Genomic DNA, 21545 nt, shown 5'->3' on the forward strand with positions numbered 1-21545 from the left:
GCCGGATGGCGCCTGACGAGGCGGATCATCGGCAGAAGCTCATTTCTGCAGCTTGACCATGCGCAGGTACGGTTTCTTCTCATCCCAGCCCTGCGGGAAGAGTCCCTTGGCCGTCTCGTTGTCGACCGAGGGGACGATGATGCAGTCGTCGCCTTCGGTCCAGTTCACCGGCGTGGCGACCTTCTGGCTATCGGTCAACTGCAGGCTGTCCAGCACACGCAGAATCTCCGCGAAGTTGCGACCGGTGCTGGCCGGGTAGGTCAGCGTCAGGCGCACTTTCTTGCTGGGATCGATGATGAAGACGCTACGCACCGTCAGGGTGTCGTTGGCGTTGGGGTGAATCATTCCATACAGCGAGCTGACCTTGCGGTCGGCGTCTGCCAGCAGCGGAAAGTTCAGGCCATGGCCCTGGGTTTCCTTGATATCGCCTTCCCACGCCTTGTGATCGTCCAGCGGGTCGACGGAAAGCCCGATAGCCTTGGCATTGCGTTTCTCGAATTCCGGCTTCAGACGCGACACCTCACCGAGCTCGGTGGTGCATACCGGCGTGAAATCCTTGGGATGCGAGAACAGGATGACCCAGTTGTCGCCGGCCCACTCGTGGAAGTTGATCGTACCGTCGGTGCTGTCTTGGGTGAAATCCGGGGCAATATCGCCGAGTTGTAGTGCCATGGCGTCCTCCTTTCACTGATTGGCGCGAAACACTGAGCTTCGCATCACAAACCAGGGCATGGGAAACAATGGATTTCGCTAAGCAAATGCATCTTGGATATTTGCCCAGACGAGGCGCTTCCCGCGCCCTTGCCTACTCACCACATGGTGACGCGCCCCGGGGATCACAAGGGGGCGGCGCGAGACTCAAGCGCGGATATAGGCCCAGCCCTGCGCCTGCAGTTCGGCGAGCGTGACCACCGCGGCCTCGACTTCCCCGAGGCCACCGGGGTTGTCCAGCGCCTGGGCTGCGAGGGTATTGCGGCACAGCCGCAGCCAGGCATCGGTGGCCGGGTCGGGCGTGTCCAGGGCGGCGGCTACGGCGGCGCCGTTGGCCACGATCAGCACCTCGGTGTCGGGCCGTGCCCGGGTCAGGTTGAGTGCATTGCGCCGGGCGCGGGCGAGGCCATCGGCAGTGGGGGCATGCAATACGACACGCAGGGCACTCATGACGTCGTCTCCTCGGGGGTGGCGGCAACGCCGATATGCTGTTCCAGACGCTGCACGTGTTCGCGAAAGCCGCTCTGCTCGCGGCTCCGGGCGAGCGGCAGGTCGATGGTGACGATATCACGCACCGTGGCTGGCGTGCCTTTGTCGTGCTTGGCCAGTACCACGACGCGGTCGGCGAGGAGGACGGCCTCCTCGATGTCATGAGTGACGAAGACGATCGCCGCGTCGCTGCGCTGGCGCAGCTCGGTGAGTTCGCTCTGCAGGCGTTGGCGGGTCAGGGCGTCGAGTGCGGAGAACGGCTCGTCCATGAACAACACCCGAGGCCGAACTGCCAGTGCGCGGGCGATGCCCACGCGCTGTTGCTGACCACCGGACAGCGTGCGTGGCCAGCGCTCGGCGAGTTCCTCGAGCCCGACCAGCGACAGCGGCTCCATGGCACGGGCACGGCGCTCGTCGCGCGATAGCCCCAGTCCTTCCAGACCCAGCTCGACATTGGCGCGCACGCGACGCCAGGGAAACAAGCGCGGCGCCTGGAAGACCATCGACCAGGCGCGGCTGGCCGGTGCCTCGGCGGTGGAGAGATGGACGTCGCCACGCTGCGGGGCCAGCAAGCCGGCGAAGGCGCGCAGCAGGGTGGACTTGCCGACGCCCGAAGCGCCGACCATGGCCACGAATTCGCGCGGGGCCACCTCGAGGTCGATGTCGTCGAGCACGACGTCGTCGGCAAAGCCCAGACGTACGCCGCGTGCCGTCAGGACGGGCGCGGATGCGTCATTCATTGCTGCCACCGTAGAACCCTCCGCTGAATGCGCATGAACAGGAAGTCGAACAGGGCGTAGAGCGCGGCGATGGTCAGCATGTAGACCACCACCACATCGGTGGCGAGCAGGCCCGAGGCTTCCATCATGCGCTGGCCGATGCCGGGAATGCCGAACAGCTCGGCGGCGACCACCGTCATCCAGCCTTGGCCCAGGCCGGCACGCAGTCCCCCGAGGATGCCCGGCGCCGCCGCCGGCAGGCTGATCTTGGCCAGTCGCGCGCCGAAGCCGCCCTGGCCGAAGGCCCGGGCGACTTCGTAGTAGCCGTCGTCGATGGCGCGCACCGCGCTGTAGCTGGTGAAGTAATTGATCCAGAACACGCCAATGCTGATGATGAATGCAGCGGCGGTTTCGGTCACGCCGAACCAGATGATCGCGAAGGGAATCCAGGCCAGCGGCGGAATCGGCCGCAGCAAGCGTGCCAGCCAGCTGTGGGCGGCATCGAACCGGGGCAGCAGCGCCGCGGCCATGCCGACCGCGATCCCCAGCACCGAGCCGATCCCCAGGCCGATGCTGTAATGGGAGAGGCTCGACAACACGACGTCGAGCCAGATGCCGTCCAGCACTTCCGCCCACAGGACGCCGGGAATCTGCGAGGGCAACGGTACCAGGTTGCTCGGCAGCCAGCCCACGCGCAGGGCCGCCTCCCAGGCCGCCACCAGGGCGGTAAGGCTGACGGCGCTGATCAGGGTGCGTCGATGGCGTGCGGAACGCGTCATGGCGCTGCGTTCTCCGTCGAGGACCTCACGGCGTCATAGACCGACGTATCGAAGAGCGCATCCACGTCCACGGGCTTCTTCAGCGTGCCGATGCGACGCTGGAAATCGGCCATGGTACGCGTGGCGTCGATGATCATGTGCGGGTCGGCCAGGTAGTTGGACGACGGCGAGGACAAGGCGGCGGTGACCGTTTCCTCGTCGATGAGCCGCTTGCCGACGAACTCGCGCACGTACGGCGCGGCCTGCGCGGGATCGTTCTCGAGCATCTCGGTGGCGCGGACGTGCTGCGCGACCAGAGCCTGGATCGCCTCGGGATGCTCCTCGAGCACGGCCTCGCGCACTGCCAGCACCGCGCCGGGCTGGTGGGGCAGCATGTCGTTGCCGCGTGCCACGACCCGAGCGTCGGGATCGCGTTGCTGCACGACGCTGAGGATCGGCTCGAGGGTCGAGGCGGCGTCCACCGCGCCGGCCAGCAGCGATTGCTGAACCCTCGAGGCTCCCATGGTGACGATATCCACGGCGTCCGCGTCGAGCCCGACCTGCTCTTCCAGCCAGTAGCGCAGCACGGTGTAGGGCACCGAGCCATTGGGGAAGGTGGCGATCTTGGGCTTGCGACCCTGCGTTTCGGTGAACTGGGCGATGGCGGCCGCCGGGTCATTGCCTTCGAAGGCGGTGGCGAACTCGCCGCGGGCGATCAGCCCGATCTGCTCCTGAATGCTGGCGGCGAGCACCTTGATCGGCACACCGTTGGCTCGGGCGACCATGGCCGGCCCAATGCCGAAGTTCATCACGTCGAGCTTGCCGGATGCCAGCGCCTGCACCATGGCCGGCCCGCTGGAGAAGCGCGTCAACTCGAGATCCAGCCCCGCCTCGTCGGTCCAGCCGGCGCCCTCCATGACGAACAATTGCGCGACCGGCAGGATGGGCATGTAGCCGACCTCGAGAGTCGTCGTTTCGTCGTTCTGGGCTAGGGCCGTACTCGGCAGCAGGGCGGTCAGCGCGAGCGCGCCGATCCAGTGAAACAGTCGTCGCATGGCGAGTCTCCGGGGGATAAGCGATAGGTTCGCCACTATAGCGACTCGCCGATAATAACGAAAAAGACCCGAACGACGATTTGGTTATAAGAATATGCGCGCTATTCGCGTGACGCTCAGGGAGCCGGACCGGCGGCGCCCAGATAATGCTGGCGCCAGTAGCGGATATCCAGCGAGGAGACCGTGACCTCGCGGCCACTGCCGGGGGCATGGATCATCCGTCGGTCGCCCAGGTAAATCCCCACATGCGTGGCCCGCCCCCCGGCGCCGAAGAACAGCAGATCCCCGGGACGTGCCCGGTCGCGATGGTCGAGCGCCTGGTATTGCTGGTTGGACGTGCGCGGCACCTGAATGCCGGCCGCGGCGTAACTCATCTGCACCAGCCCGGAGCAATCGACGCCGCTTTCCAGGGAGTTGCCGCCCCACTGGTAGGGCGTCCCCAGCGCTTGCTTGGCGCTGGCGAGGATCAAGACGCGTTCCATGGAGAGATTCTCGGCATCGATGGGGCCGGGGTCCTGGGTCGCGATGCGCTGACTCGACGAACATCCGGCGAGCAGGGCCAGCAGCATGATCACCCACACGAGGGTGTGGCGCGGTGAACAAGGAATGAGCGGTGACGACGATGAGCGGGAACGCCCCATGCGAGCTCCTCTTTGCGGCATGTGGTTGGCGATGGGATTGCCAGCAGTGTAGACAAAACGCGGCGCCAACGTGAGTTTGGCGGGTGCCAGCGGGGGCATGTCAGGACATTGGGGCGGCGGTTACCGGCAGTGTCGCCGAACGGGCCTGGATGTGGGTCTGCAGGCTCAGGGCGAGTTGGCGTGTCGCCTCGTTGGGACGGCCGGGGCTGCGGTGCAGGGCGATCTCGGTCATGGGCAACTCGGGCAGGCCCTCGCCGCTGCCGATGACGCGCAGACCGGCGCCCAGCATGGAAGGCGTGAGCACCGTGATGGCCAACCCCGCGCGCACCGCCGCCGTGAGGCCGGAGAGACTGGCACTGGTGTAGGCGATCCGCCAGGGGATGCCCATGGCGTCGAGCGCCGCCAGGGCGCGCTCCCGAAAGATACAGACACCATCCTTGGAAACCGCCAGTGGCAGCGGTGTACGGCGCTGGGTGTCGTGTCCGGCGGCACCGGCCCATACCGTGGGTTCTCGGCACAGCACCTCCCCGCCCGGGCTCTTGGGCTGACGCGTGGTGATCGCCAGGTCCAGGCTGCCGGCGCGCACGCTTTGCACCAGGTCCACGCTGAGTCCGCAGTCCACCTGCAGCTCGACCCCCGGGTACTGGGCCTCGAACTCGGACAGCGCCTCGGGGAGGTAGACCACGTAATCGTCGGGTATTCCCAGGCGTACCACGCCATCCAGCCGTTGCTCGCTGACATCCTGCCAGGCGAGCGCGTTCTGGCGCAGCATCTGCCGTGCGTGCGAGAGCAGGCGTTCCCCCGCCGGCGAGGGAACGGGCGTCTTGCGTCCGCGTTGCAGCAGGGGCTGTCCGAAGGTGTCTTCCAGGCGCTTCATGTGCGCGCTGACCGTCGACTGCGCCAGGTACAGGGCGTCCGCTGCCGCGGTGAAACCGCCCTTGTCCACCACCGTGACGAAGGTGTTGAGCACCACGAGATCCAGGGGACGAAAGTTGGCCATTCAGCACCATCACGAATCATGATCGAAATATCGAAACTCTTCGTTTTCATGATAATTCATGTGGCCCCAGACTGCCCGCGTTGTTAACCACCAACGTTCATTCGTCGTCGACAGGAGCGGGCCATGACCAGCAAACGTACCTCCGCCGGGCTACTGGCGGGACTTCTGACCGTCACGCTCTGGGCCAGCCTGCCGGTATTGCGCGATCTGATTACACTGCCTCCCATGCTGACGGCGGCCGTCGCCATGGGGGCGGCTGCGCTGATGGCACTGCTCATGGGATGGCGTGGTGCGTCGTCCGGCGTGGCCGCCTGGCGCGACGGAAAGTTCTGGCTGATAGGGGTCGGTGGCCTAACGGGCGCGCTGTATTTCTACTTTTCGGCCCTGGGCAAGGGCGACCCGGCCAAGATCACCCTCGTGACGTACCTCTGGCCGCTGGGCTTCATGCTCGTCGCGGACGTGCTCGCCGGGCGTGGGCTCAGGGCGCGTACCTTGCTGGGGTCGGCCGTGGCGTTTTCGGGGCTGGTGCCGCTGGTGCTCTCGAACGCTCAGGGCGAATCGACCTCGGCACTGGGCTATATGCAGGGCATGGCCTCCGGCGCTTCCTGGATCATGTTCTCCCTCTATCTTCGGGGGCGCGCGGCCTTGTCCTGGGTGGACTACAAGCACCTCTTCGCCGCTGCCGCCGTCGCATCCTGGGGGTTGCACCGTGCGTTCGAAACCGCTCCCGAGCACGCGACGGCGATGGACTGGGGCGTGGCGGCGCTCATCGGGGTCGGCCCTTATGGGCTGGCGTTCATCACCTGGGGTTACGCCCTGTTGAGAAGCTCCTCCACGTTGCTGGGCGTGCTGACGTATTTCGTGCCCGTCATGTCGTCGGTGCTGCTGATCCTGGTGGGGCGTGCCGCGTTCAGTCTGCCGCTGGTCATCGCCTTCGTGGGCGTGCTGGGCAGTGCCGTCATTACTCAGTTGACGAGACGTCCCCAGGGAGCGGTGAGTTCTTGAGACGACAGCCGCTCCGTTCGGGGCGGCTGTCGCCGGGGGTGCCGAGTGGCATGTACAGGCCCGGTCAATGCGCCATCATTTCCCGCGCGATGGCGTCACCGTCCAGATGGGAGGGGTAGTAGGTCGGCCAGTTCGTGACCTCGTCCAGCAGGGCGGCGCGATCGTCGCCCCAGTAAAGATGGTAGTGGTCGGCATCCGTGGGGTAGATGGCGTGATCGCTGAACTGGATGTAGCGAGGCGCGTCGGCGCTGCCGCCGTCACGCTCGAAGATATAGCGCACACCGCGATTGCCGGCCTCGTAGGTGAGGATCTCATAACCGTCGTAGGTGTACTCTCCCATGCGCTTGTCGCCGTTGTCGTAGAACGAGACCTGATCGCCCTCGATCACGATGCGGTCGACGTCCGTGCGATAGCCGGTCGTGTAGTACTCCTTGTACTCGGCAGCCGTCTTGTCATCGCTGTGCGCAGCCTTGTGCGCGAAGACGTCATCCAGCGTGCCGTTCTGCAGATAGGGATAGACCGACTGCCAGTCGCCCTCCCAGTCCGACAAGGCGCGATCCTCGACCTGATCATCGTCGAAGTAACCGGCGTAGATATCGCTGTCGTGATGATCGTGGGAGTGCTCATGCTCATGGCCATGATCGTGGCTGTGATCGTGCTCATGTGCATGGTGGTCGTGGTCATCCTGCTGCGCGACGGCCGGTGGCACGCTCGCCAGCGATAGCAGACCGAGCGCGAGAGCGGCATGAGCGGATAGGTGACGCATCGTGATCTCCTTGCGTGAATCAGCTTCAGTTCAATGAAAAAGCATTAAATACGTTATAACATATCTTTCTGTGGTGCTAGGCAAAATGCAATGACACGGGGGCGCGCTTCCATCAGGCATCGCTCGCGCACTGCGAGACGGCATCGGCAAGCTTGTGCATCAAGTTCGGGTAAAGATCGTCCCCCAGCGCGAGATCGGTACCCAGCGGATCGACCACGATGGACGTGTTTACGCCGGTATCGCCAAAGACGCTTTTCACGAGTTCCGGGTTGTATTGGGGCTCGCTGAACACGCAGTCGATGTCATGCGTTTCGACGAGCGTATGGAGCTCTGCGATGCGCGATGGGCTGGGCTTGCGCGCATCGCCCAGGGAGATGGCACCGGCGGCATGGACATCAAAACGGTGTTCGAAATACTGGTAGGCATCGTGAAAGACGATGAAATTGGCGGAGCTGGCATTGGCGAGCTGTTGCTGCAGCGCTTTAGTCAGGGTGTTCAGCTCGTCTTTGCCGAGGCGGGCGTTGTTCCGGTAAGTGTCTGCATGCGCTGGATCCAGGCGGGCGAGATCGTCGGCGATGACGTCCAGCCAGGCCTGGGCGTTTTGTGGATCGAGCCAGACATGAGGGTTTCGTCCTTCATGGGAGTGATCATGATCATGGCTGTCATGGTCATGGTCATGGTCATGGTCATGGTCATGGCTGTGAGAGTGATCATGACCATGGGCGTGATCGTGTGGCCCATGATCATGCTGATGCGGCTCGAAGGTGGCGCCCTGCCGGTAGGCGAGTGTCTGCGTCTCGGGCAAGTCCATCAGTTCGACACTGAGGGCGTCGTCACCCAGGGTGTCCATGGAATGCGCCAGCCACGGGGTCAGGTCTTCGCCGATCCAGAACACGGCATCGGCGTTCTCGAGCGCTTCGGCTTCGGAGGGACGCATATCGTAACGGTGGGGCGAGGCGCCCTGCTGGATCAGCAGGCTCGGGGCGCCCAGGTCTCCCATCACGCGATCGACCAGCGAATAGACTGATGGGATATCGACGGCGACGGAAGGGACAGCGGCGGAAGCGGCGGCCGGCGACATGAGTAGTACCGCCAGGTAGGGACTGAAACGCGGCATCGAACGGTCTCCAAGCATGTATGAGCGTGTATTGAACACCAAAGAGTTATGTTATAACATATATTAAAGCACAAGACGCAACCCCTCCTTTCATTCGTGGCGTCATCTCTTCGTGGAGCAACGACGTATGCACCCGGATACCCTATGAGTCTGCTATCGATAGCTGCACTGGATCTTGCCCTCGGCGGTCACCTCGTGTTGGAGAATGTTCACCTGACCCTAGAGCGGGGCGAAATCGTCACCATCGTGGGACCCAATGGCTCGGGTAAAACGACCTTGCTGAAAAGCATTATCGGCGCATTGACGCCGCAACGAGGCTGTATCGACAAGTCGCCGGGCATGGTCATTGGCTATGTGCCGCAACGTTTACACCTCGATGCGACCTTGCCGATGACCGTGTCTAGATTGATGCGACTGCCGCGCCGGCGACCAACGCACGAGATCGAGACAGCGCTCGACCGTGCAGGCGTCACTCAGCAGGCCAGCAGCCAGGTTAGCGACCTCTCGGGCGGGCAGTTTCAGCGCGTTCTGCTGGCGCGTGCGTTACTTTCGTCTCCCGATTTATTGATTCTCGACGAGGCGACTCAAGGGCTCGATCAGCAGGGAATGGCCGACTTCTATCGCCAGATCGAGCGGGTGCGCCATGAATTGGGGTGTGCCGTGCTGATGGTCAGCCACGAATTGCATGTGGTGATGCGGGCCTCGGATCGCGTGATATGCCTGAACCGATCCATCTGCTGCGCGGGAACCCCGGAGCGGGTCGCGGCCTCGCCGGCCTATCGCGCCATGTTCGGCCTCGATGACGAAGACGCCTTGGCGCTATACCGCCATCATCATTCTCGTTCCTCCCTGGAGATGTCCCCGTGATATTCGATGACTTCCTGGTACGTGCGACCCTGGCCGGCGTGGGCGTTGCCTTGGCGGCCGCGCCGCTGGGGTGTTTGGTCGTGTGGCGGCGTATGGCCTTTTTCGGCGATGCGACCGCGCATGCGGCCATTCTGGGCGTCGCGCTCGCCCTGTTGCTGTCGACGTCGATCTTCGCCGGCGTGCTGGTGGTGTCGTTGCTCATGGCCACGCTCGTGTCGCTGCTGAGCGGCAAGGGATATGCCATGGATACGCTGCTGGGCGTCATGGCGCATTCGTCGTTGGCCCTGGGCTTGGTCGCGGTGTCGTTCGTCTCCGGTGTGCGCATCGACCTGATGGCCTACCTGTTCGGCGATATTCTCGCCGTCGGCAAGGGTGATCTCGCGATCATCTGGAGCGGTGCTGCCCTGGTCGTGGCCCTGATGGGCTGGCGCTGGTCGCGCCTGCTGACCGCGACACTGAACGCGGATCTGGCTTATGCCAGTGGCATCGACCCTCAACGCGAACAGCTCATTCTCACCTTGTCGCTGGCCATCGTGGTAGCCGTTGCGTTGAAGGTCGTGGGGATCTTGCTGATCGCCGCCCTGTTGATCATTCCCGCTGCGACGGCACGCACGTTCAGCCGCACGCCGGAAACCATGGTGGTGGCTGCGGCTCTGGTCGGCATGATGGCCGCCGTCGGCGGGCTGCAGACGGCCTATTGGTTGGATACGCCAACGGGCCCCACCATCGTCAGTCTCGCGGCGGCCTTGTTTGCGCTGGCGGGTCTGATCGCGAACTCTCGACGCTTGCTGTGGTGGGCCATGGCATCCCGCACCGGGGGCTGAGACGCCGAGCCCACCTCCATTGGGTGGGCTCGGCGCATAGGGGCGGCACGCTCCGTTATCAGGGGGAGTTGGGTGTCCAGTTCCATTCGGCATGCGCGACCGCATCATGCGCATGCAGGCTTTCGGCGTGCACGATGCGTACCCTGAAGCCCTGCACCTCGTCGCGCGCTTGCAGGGCATGCCGTACACGGCGCGCCGCATCCTCGCAGAACATCAAGTTCTGGCCGTTGGCCAGGGCGAACGCCTGCTCATCGACACGCTTGACGGCCGTCTGCAGGGCCGTGCCCAGTGCGTCCTCGACCGTGTCGATCAGTGCCGTCACGGGCAGGGTCTCGAGGTCGTCGGCCAGGCGCAGTGAGAGATGCGCCTGGCTGCGCTGGCTATGCGGCGTCGCCAGGATACCCTGCTCGCTGCCCAGCCACGTCCTGACGGCTTCGTGGCTGATCGGCATGTCGGTGAAGTCCTCGTCGAACGCTTGCTGGATCGATTGGCGCGCGAGGGCCGCCGAGCAAGGGCAGGTCGAAGAATAGCCGATCGTCACCTCGAGGACTGCCTGCATGCCCTGCGTATCTTGGCGGCAGCGCAGCGCGCAGGGGTACGCCTTCCAGCCGGCGCGTGGGCTGATCAATGCAGGGCGCTTGATCAGAACGTCACCGCTCAGGTCGAGAAAGGCCGTGCGGGCCAAACCATCATGGCTCGCCAGGAAGCGCTGCAATACCGCGCCCAGGCCTGACAGCGTCACCTCCTCGTGCTCCAGGGCTTCCAGTGCCAGATAGAGACGCGACATATGAATGCCTCGCGCCGAGGTGGCATCCAGGGAAACACCGGCCGAGGCCCGACCGTTGACGGCACTGTTTGCCAGACGAAACGGTAGCGCGATGTCTTCCATTCCCACCCAGGCCAGCGGGCCTTCCAGGTCGGATGCGCCGTTTGCCACGTCGTGCAATGTCTGTGAGTTCTTGGGCTCTTGCATGCGTTTCTCAGTCCCAGGCTGGAAAGGGGTCGGGCAGTGTCTGCCAATGGGTATTGCCGGCCAGCATCTCTTCATCGTTCAACAAGCAGCTATCGAGCGCCTGGCGCACCTGGGCTCGATCCAGGTGTTGACCGATGAACACCAGTTCCTGGCGCATGTCGCCGAACGGTTCCTGCCATTTTTCCATGATCGCTGCGCGGTACTCGGGATCGTCGGGCCAGTGCGATTCCGGCACGGCTTTCCAGAACATCCCCGCGAAAGCGTAATGCGCGATGCCGCCGGCCTGGCTCCATTGCCCGACGTATTGCGGCCGCGTGGCCAGCCAGAAGAAACCCTTGGAACGCAGTAGCGTGGCGTCGAAACCATCGCCATGCAGCAGCTCGTAGAATTTCTGTGGATGGAAGGGACGACGTGCCTGGTAGGTAAAGCTCGAGATACCGTATTCCTCGGTTTCCGGCACGTGCTCGCCGCGCATTTCCTTCAACCATCCGGGGGCTTGCTGGGCACGCTCGAAACTGAAACGTCCAGTATCCAGGACCTTGTCCAGTGGCACCTGTCCATGTGCAATGGGAATCAGCTCGGCCTCGGGGTTGAGGGAGCGCAGCACGGCGGTCAGTTCGTTCAACTGGCGGGGCTCCATCAGGTCCGTCTTGCTGATCAGCAGGACATCGCAGAACTCGACCTGATCGACCAGCAGATCGGCGACATTGCGTTCGTCCTCCTCGCCCAGGCTTTCCCCGGCCTCGGCCAACGACTGGGCCTCGTGATATTGAGAAAGGAAATTGGCGCCATCCACTACGGTGACCAGCGTATCCAGGCGGGCGACCTGCGAGAGGCTTTGCCCGCCTTCGTCCGTAAAGGTGAAGGTTTCAGCCACCGGCAGTGGTTCGGAAATGCCCGTGGATTCGATCACCAGATGATCGAAGCGCTCCTCGGCGGCCAGACGCCGCACCTCGATCAGCAGGTCCTCGCGCAGGGTGCAGCAAATGCAGCCATTGCTCATCTCGACCAGGCGCTCCTCGGCCCGGTTGAGCGTCACCGCATTCGTATCCGAATGCTCCTTGTCAGGCGCCCCCCGGACCAGCGAAGCATCGATGTTGACCTCGCTCATGTCGTTGACGATCACCGCCACGCGACGTCCTTCACGGTTGGCGAGGATGTGATTGAGTAGCGTGGTCTTGCCGGCCCCAAGAAAGCCGGATAGCACGGTGACCGGAAGTGTTGGCTGCGATGACGCCATCCTCTTTCCCCTTGTGTCTGGTGATAATGCGTTTCCCACGACGCCTCGATGTACGTGGTAGTATATAGATATGTTATACCATAACATTCTTTTGACCCAAGCATTCCAGCGGCCATGCTTTTGAAGCATGATACCGGCTCGGGAATTTGACTTATCGATAGGGGAGCAGGAAGCGCAATGAAAGGATGGCTGCTGGGTGTATCGCTGACGTTACTGGGGGCCAGTGGCGTGGCGCAGGCGCAGGCGCAGGACGAGGCATCGAACAAGCAGGTGCTCGACCCCATCGTCGCGTCGTTGATGGAAGCGCAGCAGATCCCCGGCATGGCGGTCGCCCTCATCGGGCCGAAGGGGACGACGATCGCCGATTACGGCGTCGCCGACCGCAAGACCGGCACGCCGGTCGATGATGACACCCTGTTCGAGATCGGCTCGCTCAGCAAGACCTTGACCGCGACCCTGGCCTCGTTGGCCGCCGTCGAGGGCGAGCTCGACCTCGAGGCGCCCGTGAGCCGTTACCTGCCTGAGCTCGAAGGCAGCGCCTTCGACAGGATCGATGGGCTCAATCTTGGTACTCACACCGGCGGCGGGCTGCCGCTGTTCGTGCCTGACGAAGTGACCGACCGTGCATCGCTGATGGCCTGGTATCGAGACTGGCAGCCAAGCGAGCCCATCGGCGAGAGCCGTACCTATTCCAATCTGGGGATCGGCCTGTTGGGTCTGGAGGCGGCGGCGAGCCTGGGGGGCGAATTCGTGCCGACGATGCGCACCAAGGTGCTGGCGCCGCTCGGCATGCGGGACACCTGGTACGACGTTCCCGAGGCGCGCATGGCACACTACGCCATGGGCGAGACCAAGGACGGCCAGCCGATTCATGTCTCGTCCGGCGTGCTCGACGACGAAGCCTACGGGCTCAAGACCACGGCCGCCGATCTGGCCGGGCTGGTGCGCGCCAACCTGCATCTCGCGGATGTCGACGCCGAGCTTCAGCAGGCCATCGATGCGACACGCCAGGGCCATTACCGGGTCGGCGACATGACCCAGGCCCTGATCTGGGAGCAGTATCCGCTGCCCGTGGCGCTCGATACCCTGCGCGCCGGCAACGGTTACGACATGATCCTCGAACCCAACGCGGCCGAGGCGATCGTGCCACCGCAGGCGCCACGCGATGATGTCTGGATCAACAAGACCGGCTCCACCAACGGCTTTGGCGGCTACATCGTGATGCTTCCCGGCGAACAGACGGGGCTGGTGATGCTGGCCAACAAGAACTATCCCAATGACGCGCGCGTCGAGGCGGCCTACCGCATCCTGTCCGGCCTTGATGTGATCGATGCGCTCTAGTGAGTCGGTGCGCGTCTTAGCTCGGCATCAACAGGCTCCACCACGCCACGCCCAGCAGCAGAAGGGCCAGCCCTCGGTTGAACCATTGCCACTGCCGCCTCGTACGGAACAGCCGGCCAACGCCGCTGCCTATCTGTGGCCCAGCTTGGCGTTGACAATGCCAAACTAGGGAGAATTGTTTACACTAGAGGCAGTAAGAGGAGGAGACCCTATGAGTACCCAGTTAGATCCTATTGTCTCGGAGTTTGCGACCCAGGAGCAGGCCGATAGCTATGATCGCTGGTTCCGGGCCAAGGTGCAGCACAGCCTCGACAATCCCGGTCAGGGAATGCCTCATGACCAAGTCATGGCCAAGGCCGACGGGATTATCGCCGCCGCAGAGCGGCGCCAAGATGGCAAGGCTTTGTGAGCCTACTGATCCACTGGCATGACGATGCCATTGCCGATCTGATTGAACTGATCACCTATATCGCCGAACGCGATCCACAAGCTGCCCAACGGTTGCGCACCCGCCTGGAGGTGGCCATTGCCTCAGTGGCTGAATATCCCTATCTGCATCAGGTTGGCCGCGTGCCTGGCACGCGGGAGATTGTTGCTCATCCGAATTTCATCGTGGTCTACCAAGTAACCGACCGCATTGAGGTCACGTCTGTGGTCCACGCTCGCCAGAACTATCCATGATGGGTTCTTCGCCACTTCGCGTCTCAAAGGTTCGAGCAGCGACGTGATTCAGACTCGCTGCGAGACGCGACGGCCTCTCAGTCCGGCGCCGGGGTCTCGAAGGTGTCGCGCCGGCGCACCGTCAGCGTGGTGCCGATCGAGGCGACGATGATCAGGCCGATGGCCAGCCACTGCAGGCCACTCAGGAGCTGGCTCAGGAACAGCAGGCCGGAGAGCGCGCCGATCGCCGGTTCCAGACTCATCAGCGTGCCGAAGGTCTGGGTCGGCAGGCGCGGTAGTGCCACCATTTCGAGCGTGTAGGGCAGGGCGGTGGAAAGCACGGCGACGGCGAATGCCAGCGGGAGGACCTCCGGCGCGAAAATCGCCGGGCCGACGTCGATCAGGCCGACGGGGGCGATCACCACCGCCGCGATGGTGATGCCCAGCGTGGCGCTCTGGGCGCCATTGACCGAGCCCGCCTTTTGCCCGAACAGGATATACAGCGCCCAGCAGACGCCGGCTCCCAGCGCACAGGCCGCGCCGTAAGGGTCGACCGCGCCGTTGCTCTCATCGCCCAACAGCAGCAGACACGCCAGGCCGAGCACGGCGAATGCCACCCACAGCAGGTCCAGCCAGCGTCGCGAGGAGAGCACCGCCACGGCGAGCGGCCCGGTGAACTCCAGCGCCACCGCGATCCCCAGCGGTACCGTCTGCAGCGCCTGGTAGAACAGCAGGTTCATGACGCCCAGGGCGACGCCGTAGATCATGGTCGACTTCCAGGCGCGGCGGCTGAACCGCTGGCGCCAGGGCCGCATTACGATCAGCAGCAATCCCGCCGCGAGGATCAGGCGAATCGAGGTCGTCCCGGTGGCGCCGATGACCGGGAACAAGGTCTTGGCGATGGACGCCCCGGTCTGGATGGAGCACATCGCCACGATCAACATGGCCACCGGCCAGACCCTGGCCACGAATTCACGCACGGCGACTGACATGACACCTCCTTGCTTCTGCGGCATGCTGCTCGTCTGACAGCGCCAGTGGCTGGCCGCACGCGGTATTCAAGAGAATTGCGATTGTACGGATGGGCAATATAGTGCACAAGTCTAGCGAGCGTCCCGATGTCCTGGTGCACGTTGCCGCCAACGTGAGGCGCCTGCGCCAGGGGGCGTCGCTGAGCCAGCAGGCGCTGGCCGAGCGGGCCGGCGTGAGTCGGCGCATGCTGGTCAATATCGAAAAGGGCGACGTCAACGTCAGCCTGAGCACGCTGGATCGACTCGCCGAGGCGCTGGGGGTACTGTTCTACGCCCTGGTTCAGCCGCCGGGCAGCGAGGACTCGGCGCGCATCGACGAAGTCGCCTGGGTGGGGCGCTTCCCCGACAGTCACGCCCGGCTGCTGGCGAGCAAGCCGGCTCGACAGGAGGTCGAGTTGTGGTCCTGGTCGATGGAGCCTGGAGAGAGTTACGAGTCCGTCGCCGACGGCACCGGCTGGCACGAGATGCTGGTGGTGATCGAGGGCACGCTGACCCTGGAGCTCGCGGACCACGAGGTGACGATCGAGGCCGGTGACTTTCACGTCTACCCCAGCGACCAGTTCCACCGTTACCGCAACGAGGGTACGGGGCGTCTGCGCTTCATCCGCAACGTGGTGCACTGACGCCAAGGCTCCATTCAAGCACCGATCCAGGTGCCAATGGCGATCTGCGTGGCCTCGTGACTGGCTGATGGCAGGCGCGCGTGCCCGCTTACCCGGCGTCTACCTGCACCGTCACCACGCTGTCATCGAAGGCCAGCCGGCCGGCAATCGCCGCCATGTCCGCCAGTGGCTCGGCGTATTGCCAGGCGACGTCGGGATGGTCGTCAGTGCGGTAGTACGTGGCGTCGCCCTTGAAGGGGCAGTGCGTCACGGTGGTGGAGCGCAACAGTTGCGCCATCTGCACATCGCTTTCGGGTAGGTATTGGCGCGGGGGATACCCTTGCTCGCGCAGCTCGACGGCGCGCGTGCTGTCGGCGAGCAAGGTGTCGCCGTGCCATACCCGCACGCGATGCGTATGCGGGTGTAGGCTGATGCGGTCTTGCGAAGTGTCTGCTGACATGGAGCCTCCCGGGCTATTGAGTGTCTTCCGACAAGAGGGAGCCGGAGAGGGCGCATTTCACGGCGGCCTGGGCATGCAATGCCGTGGTGTCGTAGAGCGGTACCTGAGTGTCGGTTGCCTTGATCAACATGGCGATTTCGGTGCAGCCGAGAATCACCGCCTGCGCACCCCGCGCATGCAAGGCGTCGATCACGGCGAGAAATGCCTCTCGCGAGGCGGATTCGATGCGCCCGAGGCACAGTTCCTCGAAAATCACTTGATGCACGCGTTCGCGCTGAGTGTCGTCGGGCACGACCACATCGATACCGTAACGCTCGCTCAGGCGTTGCTTGTAGAAGTCCTGCTCCATGGTGAAGCGCGTGCCCAGCAGCCCGACCCGCGTGATGCCGTCGGCGACCAGGCTTTCGGCTGTGGCGTCGGCGATATGCAGCAGCGGGATGTCGATGGCCGCTTCCACCTGCGGCGCCACCTTGTGCATGGTGTTCGTGGCGATCAGTAGAAAATCCGCGCCGGCATGCTCGATCTGACGCGCGGCGGCGGCCAGCGTCTCCCCGGCCGTGTCCCAGCGTCCGTCGCGCTGCAGGGTCTCGATCTCGGCGAAGTCGACGCTCACCATCGCGATCTTCGCCGAATGAAAGCCGCCCAGCGCCTGTTTCACGCCTTCGTTCAGCGCCCGATAGTAGCTCTCGGTGGACTCCCAGCTCATTCCGCCGAGCAAACCGATGGTTCGCATGATGACACGCTCCTTGCGTAGTTGAATGAAGCAAGCCGTGGCATTGTCGAGCTTAGACCGGCGGGCCGCTTCGTTCGAGGTGCGAGCGTGACGCGAGACGGATTGTCGCACCCGTTCCCCGATGATGGCGCGCGAGGGCGCTTTCGGCCGGGGTTGCGTCCGGGGAGCGCGTTCGACGACGCTTTTCACTGCCGCGCATCCGGCTGTGCCGACGCCGTGGCTGCGCTAACATGGCGTCTGTTTGACGGTCCCACGGTCGAGTCCCATGCCCTTTTCCCCGCGTACGTCCCTGCGTCGTGTTACCGCCTGGCTGAGCCTGTTCGCCATGCTGCTGGTGGTGTGCGGCCCGGTGGTCGGGCAGGCCAGTGCTTCCCTGCGGCACGATGCGATGCCTTCGCACGCGATGATGCATGCAGAGGCCGGGCACGGTGACCACACGCGGGGCGGTCATGTGGCTTCGGTCGGCCTGCACGATCAGTGTCTCTATTGTTCCCTGTTCGGCCATTTTCCGGTCCTCGAGGGGGCTTCCACCGCCTCCATGGCGGACAACGCCGCCGTCATCGCGCCGCGCGTGCCGAGAGTGCTCGCGTCCCAGGCGGTGACGACCACCTTCCCCAACGCGCTGACCCGCGCACCGCCGTACGCGTGCCATCACGCATGAGCGGTCTCGACGCCGAGCATGGCGCGTCTGCACGTCGTGCCTGCGCCGGTGTCGTCGGCCACAGGATGGATTCGGCTACCGAGCGGTAGCCATGGCACGCTATTCGGGGGCTTCATGTCTCGTACTTCTGCGCGTTCTTCACGTGACGCCAGCGACCTCTATCGGGCGGTCTGGCGCTGGCATTTCTACGCGGGTCTCATCGCGATTCCCTTTCTGATCTCGTTGGCGGTGACCGGCGGGCTCTACCTCTTCAAGGATGAGATCGACCAGTGGCTCAACGCGGACATCGTGCGCGTCGAGGCGCAATCGTCAGCGGCGGTGTCGCCGCAGCAACAGCTGGATGCGGCCATGGCGGCGCATCCCGGCGAGGCGTTTCGTTACGTGCCGCCGGCCGCCTCCAATCTTGCCGCGGAGGTCGACATCACCACCGCCGACGGCAAGCAAGCCGTCTACGTCGACCCTTACACCGGCGAGGTCACTGGCACGATTCCCTATCGCGGCAGCGTGATGTGGATCGTGCGCACCATCCACAGCCTCAGCTACTTCGGCGAGACGGCGAGTCTGATCATCGAGATCGTCGGCGGCTGGTCGATCCTGCTCGTGCTGACCGGAATCTATCTGTGGTGGCCGCGCGGTCGACGCGGCGGTGTGATGACGGTACGTGCGACCCCGGCGAAGCGATTGTTCTGGCGTGACCTTCACGCCGTCACCGGCATCTTCGTCGGGGGCTTCATTCTTTTTCTGGCGATGACCGGCATGCCGTGGTCCACGCTGTGGGGCAGCAAGGTCAACGAACTCGCCAACGGTCACAACTTCGGCTATCCGGATGGCGTGCGCGTCAACGTCCCGGTCTCCGACGAACGCCTGGCGGAGCGGGAGATGACTACCTGGTCGCTGGAGCAGGCGCGGCTGCCGGAATCGACGCCTGGGCGTGAGGGCGCGCCGGGCATCGGCCTCAACGGCGCGGTGAAGGCGTTCGACGCGCTGGGGCTGGCCCCAGGATATGCCGTCAGCCTGCCGAGCAGTCCTACCGGCGTCTATACCGGCTCGATCTACCCCGACGATCTTTCACGACAGCGGGTCGTGCATCTGGACCGATATAGCGGCGAGCCACTGCTGGACATGAGCTACGCCGACTATGGCCCGTTGGGCAAGTCGCTGGAGTGGGGCATCAACGTGCACATGGGCCAGCAATATGGGCTCGCCAATCAGTTGATTCTGGCGCTGGCCTGCGCGGGGATCGTGCTGCTGTGCGTCTCGTCGGGCGTGATGTGGTGGAAGCGTCGACCGAGCGGCAAGCTGGGGATTCCCCCCGAACCCAAGGATCCCCGTCGCTTGCGCGGTGTGCTGGCGTTGCTCGCCATCGGCGGCGTGATCTTCCCGCTGGTGGGGGCCTCGATGATCGTCATGGCGGTGGTGGATGCGCTGGTACGCCGTCGCGGCGCCAGGCGCGCCGCGACGACCGCCTAGCCAGGCAGCCGCCGATGACCGTTGCGCCCGCCCGTGTCACGCGCGGGCGGGCGCGGCCGTCGTTCATTTCATCTCGAAACCGCGTGAGACGAGGAAGTCACGCATGTGCGGGCGCACCTTGTGCTCGAACAGCGGCATGAGGTTCTGCGACCAGGTGGTATCTTTCTGAGCACTGCCGCGTGCCTGGTAGTACTCGCGCATGGTGGCGTCGAAGGCGTCGACCTGGGCCTGATCGTCACGGTAGTAGTCTTCCTTGAGGATGGCTTCGACCGGCAGGCGCGGCTTGACCTCCGGCGTCTGATCCGGATACCCGAGGCACAGGCCGAAGACCGGGTAGACATGCTCGGGCAGGCGCAGCAGGTCGCTCACGGCTTGCGGGTTATTGCGAATGCCGCCGATGTAGCAGATGCCCAGCCCCTCGGACTCGGCGGCCACGACGACGTTTTGCGCCATGAGCGCGGTGTCCACGCTGGCGACCAGCAATTGTTCGGTCATGCCGCGGGTGGCATCGGCGCCGGCGCGCTCGGCGGCCTCGGCGGGGCGCTTCATGTCGGCGCAGAACACCAGGAAGTCGGAGCAGGTGGCGATGTAGTCCTGCCCGCCCGCCAGTTCGGCGAGGGTCTCGCGATTGGCCGGATTCTTCACGTGGATGACGCTGTAGGCCTGAACATGGCTGGACGTCGCGGCGCTTTGCCCGGCCTGGATGAGTTCCTGCAGCAATTCAGGCGCGATCTTTCGATCGGTGAAGCGGCGGATCGAGCGGTGGGCGTTGAGCAGTTCGATGACGGGATTCATGCAACCTCGCGCTGGGTGATTTAATTAGCTTACTAAGCAGTATACCGCATTGACTGGCGTGACTCATCCGCGGCATGCCGTGGCGTGTTCCGCCGTATCCCTCGACGGGACCGAGTATTATCCTGGCGCGCGTATGATCGTTTTACCGACCGGGAGCCGCGCGATGAAGGCCGCCACCACTCGTCCCACCACCTTGTCCGCTGCCTGGAGCCTATGGACGCTGCTGCTCGGCGTGGGGCTTTTGATGATGGGCAATGGCCTGCAGGGCTCGCTGCTCGGGGTGCGGGCCTCGGCGGCGGATTTCGGCAACACGGTCACGGGGCTGGTGATGTCGTCCTACTTCGTGGGCTTTCTGGTCGGCTCGGTGCTGACGCCCCGCAAGCTGCGTGAGGTCGGACACGTGCGGGTCTTCGCCGCGCTGGCCTCGATCACCTCGGTGGCGATCCTGATTCATGCCCTGTTCGTCGAGCCTCTGGTGTGGGCGGCCATGCGCTTTGTCACCGGCTTTACGTACGCCGGACTCTACGTCGTCGCCGAAAGTTGGCTCAACGGTTATGCCTCCAACCGGCTGCGCGGGCGCCTGCTGGCGATCTACATGGTGATCAGCTATCTCGGCATGGGCGGCGGGCAACTGCTGCTGGGCAGTGCCGACCCCTCGGGCATGGCGTTGTTCCTGCTGGTGTCGATCCTGGTCTCGCTCGCCCTGGTGCCGATCTTGATCAGCTACACGCCGCAGCCCGAACTCAGTCAGCCCGAGGCGATGAGCCTGCGCGCGTTGTACCGGCTCTCGCCGCTGGGCACGGTGGGCTGCTTCATGACCGGCATCACCAATGGCGCCGTGTTCGGCATGGGGGCGGTGTTCGCCACCAACAGCGGCTTGAGCGTCGCCCAGGTCTCGGTCTTCATGAGCGCCTTCATCTTCGGCGGCGCGATCCTGCAGTGGCCGCTGGGCAAGTTGTCCGACAAGGCCGACCGCCAGTGGGTGATCGTCGGCGTCGCCCTGGTCGCGGTGATGCTGGCGCTGGTTGGTGCGCTCGTCAGCGGCTGGTCGCCGATGGCCTTGACGCTGCTCGGGGCGCTGCTGGGCGCGACGACACTCACGCTCTACTCGATCTTTCTGGCCTGCGCCAATGACTTCCTCACCGATCAGCAGACCGTGGCGGCCAGTGCCAGTCTCGTTCTGGCGTTGGGCATCGGCGCGATTCTGGGACCGGCCAGCGCCGGGGTGCTGATGGAATGGCTGGGACCGGATGGTTTCCTGTGGGACCTGGCCGTCATGCACATCGTCATGGTGTTGTTCGGGCTTTACTGCATTCGTCACTATCCCACCAGCGAATCGCCCGAGCAGGGCCACTACGTGATGGTGGCCTCGGACACCACGCCGCTGGGCACGGCCTGGACGGAAGAAGCCGCGCAGGAAGAAGGGCAACTGGAACTGGCGCTGGAGCTGGAAGGTGAGGGTGACGATGAGAGTGCCGAGGGCATGACGAGATAGCGTTGCCGCACTGGTTGACCCAATGTCCCTCGCCAGCAACAAATCCTCACAGAACGCAGGGGCCACCAGGGCACACTTCACTTTCATCCATGTTAAATTACCTGAAATTAACATAAAGCGTGCCGCTATCGC

At 64.3% G+C, this 21545-nt stretch carries 25 protein-coding genes; 10 read left to right on the plus strand and 15 right to left on the minus strand.

All coding sequences use genetic code 11. The features are described from left to right. Positions 1–39 precede the first annotated feature (39 nt). From CSAL_RS00900 to CSAL_RS00930, 7 genes are all read right to left on the minus strand, one after another. Positions 40–672 (minus strand): peroxiredoxin, encoded by a 633-nt coding sequence (locus CSAL_RS00900; RefSeq protein ID WP_011505489.1) that lies wholly within the window; start codon positions 670–672, stop codon positions 40–42. A 186-nt stretch (positions 673–858) separates the two neighbouring features. Then, positions 859–1161, minus strand: a complete 303-nt coding sequence (locus CSAL_RS00905) for a DsrE family protein (protein WP_011505490.1) — start codon at positions 1159–1161, stop codon at positions 859–861. Continuing rightward, the gene (locus CSAL_RS00910; protein ID WP_011505491.1) at positions 1158–1940 is read right to left on the minus strand and encodes an ABC transporter ATP-binding protein; all 783 of its coding nucleotides are present in this window, start codon (positions 1938–1940) and stop codon (positions 1158–1160) included. The genes CSAL_RS00905 and CSAL_RS00910 overlap by 4 nt, the downstream gene beginning before the upstream one ends. Next, the gene (locus CSAL_RS00915) at positions 1937–2698 is read right to left on the minus strand and encodes an ABC transporter permease (RefSeq protein ID WP_011505492.1); all 762 of its coding nucleotides are present in this window, start codon (positions 2696–2698) and stop codon (positions 1937–1939) included. Before CSAL_RS00915 ends, CSAL_RS00910 begins: the two co-directional genes overlap by 4 nt. After that, entirely contained in the window at positions 2695–3732 is a 1038-nt protein-coding gene (locus tag CSAL_RS00920; RefSeq protein ID WP_011505493.1) for an ABC transporter substrate-binding protein, read from the minus strand. Before CSAL_RS00920 ends, CSAL_RS00915 begins: the two co-directional genes overlap by 4 nt. 116 nt (positions 3733–3848) lie before the next feature. Next, the gene (locus tag CSAL_RS00925; RefSeq protein WP_011505494.1) at positions 3849–4373 is read right to left on the minus strand and encodes an NlpC/P60 family protein; all 525 of its coding nucleotides are present in this window, start codon (positions 4371–4373) and stop codon (positions 3849–3851) included. A 100-nt stretch (positions 4374–4473) separates the two neighbouring features. Beyond that, positions 4474–5373 carry a LysR substrate-binding domain-containing protein gene (locus tag CSAL_RS00930; protein ID WP_011505495.1) on the minus strand — a complete coding sequence of 300 codons (900 nt, stop codon included), beginning with the start codon at positions 5371–5373 and terminating at the stop codon, positions 4474–4476. 123 nt (positions 5374–5496) lie between these two features. Here CSAL_RS00930 and CSAL_RS00935 point away from each other — a divergent pair, with 123 nt between their 5' ends. Continuing rightward, the gene (locus CSAL_RS00935) at positions 5497–6378 is read left to right on the plus strand and encodes a DMT family transporter (protein WP_011505496.1); all 882 of its coding nucleotides are present in this window, start codon (positions 5497–5499) and stop codon (positions 6376–6378) included. A gap of 64 nt (positions 6379–6442) precedes the next feature. Here CSAL_RS00935 and CSAL_RS00940 read toward each other — a convergent pair whose 3' ends face one another. Further along, complete coding sequence (locus CSAL_RS00940; protein ID WP_011505497.1) at positions 6443–7144, minus strand: ZinT family metal-binding protein; 702 nt, start codon at positions 7142–7144, stop codon at positions 6443–6445. Between the two features lie 112 nt (positions 7145–7256). Then, entirely contained in the window at positions 7257–8261 is a 1005-nt protein-coding gene (locus CSAL_RS00945; RefSeq protein WP_011505498.1) for a zinc ABC transporter substrate-binding protein, read from the minus strand. 144 nt (positions 8262–8405) lie between these two features. On the opposite strand from CSAL_RS00945, the gene CSAL_RS00950 reads away from it, so the two are divergent. Together CSAL_RS00950 and CSAL_RS00955 are read left to right on the plus strand one after the other, a co-directional pair. Next, positions 8406–9128, plus strand: a complete 723-nt coding sequence (locus CSAL_RS00950) for a metal ABC transporter ATP-binding protein (RefSeq protein WP_043557851.1) — start codon at positions 8406–8408, stop codon at positions 9126–9128. After that, positions 9125–9952 carry a metal ABC transporter permease gene (locus tag CSAL_RS00955; RefSeq protein ID WP_011505500.1) on the plus strand — a complete coding sequence of 276 codons (828 nt, stop codon included), beginning with the start codon at positions 9125–9127 and terminating at the stop codon, positions 9950–9952. Before CSAL_RS00950 ends, CSAL_RS00955 begins: the two co-directional genes overlap by 4 nt. Before the next feature lie 58 nt (positions 9953–10010). On the opposite strand, the gene folE2 is transcribed toward CSAL_RS00955, so the two are convergent. Continuing rightward, positions 10011–10925 (minus strand): GTP cyclohydrolase FolE2, encoded by a 915-nt coding sequence (gene folE2, locus CSAL_RS00960; RefSeq protein ID WP_011505501.1) that lies wholly within the window; start codon positions 10923–10925, stop codon positions 10011–10013. 7 nt (positions 10926–10932) lie between these two features. After that, entirely contained in the window at positions 10933–12165 is a 1233-nt protein-coding gene (gene zigA, locus CSAL_RS00965; protein ID WP_011505502.1) for a zinc metallochaperone GTPase ZigA, read from the minus strand. A gap of 177 nt (positions 12166–12342) precedes the next feature. Between zigA and ampC the strand changes: the two genes are divergently transcribed. The 3 genes from ampC (at position 12343) to CSAL_RS00980 (ending at position 14187) form a co-directional block, all read left to right on the plus strand. Continuing rightward, a complete protein-coding gene (gene ampC, locus CSAL_RS00970; RefSeq protein ID WP_011505503.1) occupies positions 12343–13506 on the plus strand; it encodes a class C beta-lactamase in 1164 nt (387 codons plus the stop codon). Positions 13507–13717: 211 nt separating this feature from the next. Next, a complete protein-coding gene (gene relB / locus CSAL_RS00975; RefSeq protein ID WP_011505504.1) occupies positions 13718–13915 on the plus strand; it encodes a type II toxin-antitoxin system RelB family antitoxin in 198 nt (65 codons plus the stop codon). Then, on the plus strand, positions 13912–14187 hold the full coding sequence (locus CSAL_RS00980) for a type II toxin-antitoxin system RelE/ParE family toxin (protein WP_011505505.1): 276 nt from the start codon (positions 13912–13914) through the stop codon (positions 14185–14187). The genes relB and CSAL_RS00980 overlap by 4 nt, the downstream gene beginning before the upstream one ends. Positions 14188–14264: 77 nt before the next feature. Here CSAL_RS00980 and rhtA read toward each other — a convergent pair whose 3' ends face one another. Then, the gene (gene rhtA / locus CSAL_RS00985; RefSeq protein ID WP_043557854.1) at positions 14265–15158 is read right to left on the minus strand and encodes a threonine/homoserine exporter RhtA; all 894 of its coding nucleotides are present in this window, start codon (positions 15156–15158) and stop codon (positions 14265–14267) included. Positions 15159–15259: 101 nt separating this feature from the next. Here rhtA and CSAL_RS00990 point away from each other — a divergent pair, with 101 nt between their 5' ends. Next, positions 15260–15820 (plus strand): helix-turn-helix domain-containing protein, encoded by a 561-nt coding sequence (locus CSAL_RS00990; RefSeq protein ID WP_244846439.1) that lies wholly within the window; start codon positions 15260–15262, stop codon positions 15818–15820. 88 nt (positions 15821–15908) lie between these two features. Here CSAL_RS00990 and CSAL_RS00995 read toward each other — a convergent pair whose 3' ends face one another. Both CSAL_RS00995 and CSAL_RS01000 read right to left on the minus strand, forming a co-directional pair. Further along, a complete protein-coding gene (locus CSAL_RS00995; RefSeq protein WP_011505508.1) occupies positions 15909–16259 on the minus strand; it encodes a DUF427 domain-containing protein in 351 nt (116 codons plus the stop codon). 13 nt (positions 16260–16272) lie between these two features. Then, positions 16273–16992: an aspartate/glutamate racemase family protein gene (locus CSAL_RS01000; RefSeq protein WP_011505509.1), complete on the minus strand. Its 720-nt coding sequence runs from the start codon at positions 16990–16992 to the stop codon at positions 16273–16275. Between the two features lie 265 nt (positions 16993–17257). Between CSAL_RS01000 and CSAL_RS16820 the strand changes: the two genes are divergently transcribed. Beyond that, positions 17258–17653 carry a DUF2946 domain-containing protein gene (locus CSAL_RS16820; RefSeq protein ID WP_011505510.1) on the plus strand — a complete coding sequence of 132 codons (396 nt, stop codon included), beginning with the start codon at positions 17258–17260 and terminating at the stop codon, positions 17651–17653. Positions 17654–17767: 114 nt separating this feature from the next. Further along, positions 17768–19123, plus strand: coding sequence for a PepSY-associated TM helix domain-containing protein (locus tag CSAL_RS01010; RefSeq protein ID WP_011505511.1), 1356 nt, complete (start codon positions 17768–17770; stop codon positions 19121–19123). A 63-nt stretch (positions 19124–19186) separates the two neighbouring features. Here the strand turns inward: CSAL_RS01010 and nfsA are convergent, their stop codons facing one another. Continuing rightward, positions 19187–19918 (minus strand): oxygen-insensitive NADPH nitroreductase, encoded by a 732-nt coding sequence (gene nfsA / locus CSAL_RS01015; protein WP_011505512.1) that lies wholly within the window; start codon positions 19916–19918, stop codon positions 19187–19189. 163 nt (positions 19919–20081) lie between these two features. Here nfsA and CSAL_RS01020 point away from each other — a divergent pair, with 163 nt between their 5' ends. Continuing rightward, the gene (locus CSAL_RS01020; RefSeq protein WP_011505513.1) at positions 20082–21413 is read left to right on the plus strand and encodes an MFS transporter; all 1332 of its coding nucleotides are present in this window, start codon (positions 20082–20084) and stop codon (positions 21411–21413) included. The last annotated feature ends 132 nt before the right edge of the window (positions 21414–21545 follow it).

It is taken from the genome of Chromohalobacter israelensis DSM 3043, assembly GCF_000055785.1.
Lineage (GTDB): Bacteria > Pseudomonadota > Gammaproteobacteria > Pseudomonadales > Halomonadaceae > Chromohalobacter > Chromohalobacter israelensis.